We start from the raw sequence: 2,363 nt of genomic DNA, 5'->3' as shown, positions 1-2,363 counted from the left end.
GCCTAGCGATGTTCCCGCACGTCAAGACGCACAAGAGCATCTATCTGGCGCAACAGCAGCTGGCTTTGGGCGCGCGCGGCATCACCGCGTCCAAGCCGAGCGAAGCGCTGGTCTTTGTCGAGGCGGGCATCCCCTCGATCATCCTCGCCTATCCCATCGTCAGCGCGGAATCTCTCGACCGCCTGCTGCCGGCTGTGAAGGCGCATGGCACCGAGTTGCGCACCATTGTCGCAAGCGTAACAGGCGTCGAGGCGCTGTCCGCCGCCGTCATTCGCCACGGTGTCGAGCTGGGCGTCTTCCTCAAGGTCGATGTCGGCCTCGGCCGTGTCGGCCTGAAGCCAAATGACCCGGCGGCACTCGCCGTCTGCGCAAAGATCGTCGCCGCCGAAGGCCTGCGTTTCGCCGGCCTGCTCTCGCATGCCGGCCACTCCTACGCCGCCGCCGATGGCGACGCCATTGCAGCTGTCGCCCGCGATGAGGCAGCGGCCTTGTCCGGCCTCGCTGCCGAACTGAAAAGCCGGGGAATGGAGGTTGCCTGCATTTCAGTCGGGGCAACGCCCACATGTGTCGGCGCGCCGCTTCAGGCGGTCGACTGCATCCGGCCAGGCAACTACGTCTTTCTCGACGGCACGGCACTTAGGCTTGGCATCTGCACCGCCGACGATCTGGCTCTGTCGGTCGTCGCCCGGGTCGTTGCCTCAAACGACAAACATTTCATCATCGATGCGGGCTCGAAGAGCATGAGCTCCGACCGTGGTGCGCATGGCATGGGCGGCGCCGGCTTCGGTATCGTGGTTTCGGCGGACGGCGACGCTGACGCTGGTGTGTGGACGCTTGAGCGAATGTCCGAAGAACATGGCTTCGTGCCATTGTCGGGACGCACCTTGCCGCTCGGCAGCCGGGTGCGTGTTTTCCCCAATCATTCCTGCGCCTCGATCGCCAATTTCGACCGCTTCACGCTGCGCCGCGAACATGGTGAGGCGCTGACGCTGGCGGTCGACGCCCGCAGCTGCCAAACCTGACGGCATGCTGCCCCATGAGTGGCGATAGATGCCGGGATGCGAACCGTGCCAGTATCGGCGCGCGCGGCCTAGCTGCAGAGGCAGGTCGAGGCGAGTTCCGTCGAATCATTTCCGGCATCGTCGCAAAGTCCAGCCATGTCCGTTACTCAGGGGCTGAGTGATCCAGGTGGCCGGTCAGGGCGCCGAGACGCGATGGAACCCCAGTGAGTTTTGGGGGCGGGCCTAGTACTCGCCCGCACCATCCACTGGCACGTCATAGAGGGCCAACTCATCATCCGTAGGGCGCTGGAACAGGTCCGACCATCTAACAAGTGCCTCACGCGGGATATCAAACGTGCCAGCTGGAAGCTTGGCGTTGCGCTGCGAAAGCCGACACCAAAGTTCGTCAATCGGAACGTCAAGGAAATACAAGACAACCCGCGCACCAACCCCACGAGCGCTAGTGCGGCAAATGTCCCGTTCCTCCTTCGACCAGACCCCCCAGTCGACAACGACGTTGCAGCCGAGCTTCAGGGCACGGATGGCAATCTCCCATTGCAGGCTCTCGACCCTGCTTCGGCATGGGCCGGTCTCCGCTTCCGGGGTGAAGATGCCGGGGTAGAGTTTGTGCATCCACTCGTCGCCCGTAAGGCGAAGCGCAGACGTCTCTTGTTCAATCCTCTTCGCAAGCGTCGTCTTACCCGAACCGGGAAGGCCGCACGTGAGGTAAAGCGTGGGCATGGGGAACCTTTGGCAATAGTTTGCCATCCTCGAACAGCCGCAGCGCGTAGCGGGGCGATTTGTCCCGCGTCGGGATAGCTTTGACCGAACAGAGCTACGAAGCGTGGTACGCAACGCTTGTCGCCACCCCATCAAGCCACTGATTCTATGGTATTATTAAAGTAAATGGTGGAGCCAAGCGGGATCGAACCGCTGACCTCCTGCATGCCATGCAGGCGCTCTCCCAGCTGAGCTATGGCCCCACACCGGCCTAGGCCGGGTGCCGTTTCCGGCAAAGGTCGGCGCGAATTTGTCGTCCGCGCCGGTGTTGTTGGCGGCTTCTAGCGCCGCATTCGACCATTGGCAAGCCTTGATCGAAACCTTTTTTTGGTTTGCCGAAAGGGCGTGTCAGATCTCGTCGTCGTCGTCGCCGACGCCGATCATGTCGGAGACGTCGTCATCGTCTTCTTCTTCCTCGGCAAGGAAGGTGTCGTCGTCATCGTCGCCCAGATCGACRTCGTCATCGTCGAGATCCGGCAGGTCGTCGGCAGCCTTGGACTCTTCGTCGGCGTCCTCCAGGGAAACCACCTCAGGAGTATCCTCTTCGGCGTCGAGCTCCTTGGTCTCGACTTCCTCTTCTTC

The 2,363-nt window shown here is 62.3% G+C and carries 2 protein-coding genes, 1 tRNA gene and 1 pseudogene; 1 reads left to right on the top strand and 3 read right to left on the bottom strand.

The genetic code is table 11. The features are described from left to right. The coding region (locus AC1DUU_RS29685) for an alanine racemase (protein WP_476786899.1) at positions 1–1,022 on the top strand (1,022 nt) is incomplete at its 5' end. 222 nt (positions 1,023–1,244) lie between these two features. On the opposite strand, the gene AC1DUU_RS29680 is transcribed toward AC1DUU_RS29685, so the two are convergent. The 3 genes and pseudogenes from AC1DUU_RS29680 to AC1DUU_RS29670 form a co-directional block, all read right to left on the bottom strand. After that, positions 1,245–1,769: a P-loop nucleotide/nucleoside kinase family protein gene (locus tag AC1DUU_RS29680; protein WP_476786898.1), complete on the bottom strand. Its 525-nt coding sequence runs from the start codon at positions 1,767–1,769 to the stop codon at positions 1,245–1,247. 139 nt (positions 1,770–1,908) lie between these two features. Then, positions 1,909–1,984, bottom strand: a tRNA-Ala gene (locus AC1DUU_RS29675). 145 nt (positions 1,985–2,129) lie between these two features. Beyond that, positions 2,130–2,363 (bottom strand): annotated as a pseudogene (locus AC1DUU_RS29670) (TIGR02300 family protein); the annotation flags it as partial.

The sequence above is a fragment of the Aminobacter sp. P4_H6_2 genome (assembly GCF_056400805.1).
This window is presented reverse-complemented; position numbering and strand designations above follow the sequence as displayed.

Coding starts and splice junctions, on each gene's coding strand:
- AC1DUU_RS29680 (WP_476786898.1), bottom strand. CDS start 1,769: ATGGCAAACTATTGCCAAAGGTTCCCCATGCCCACGCTTTACCTCACG.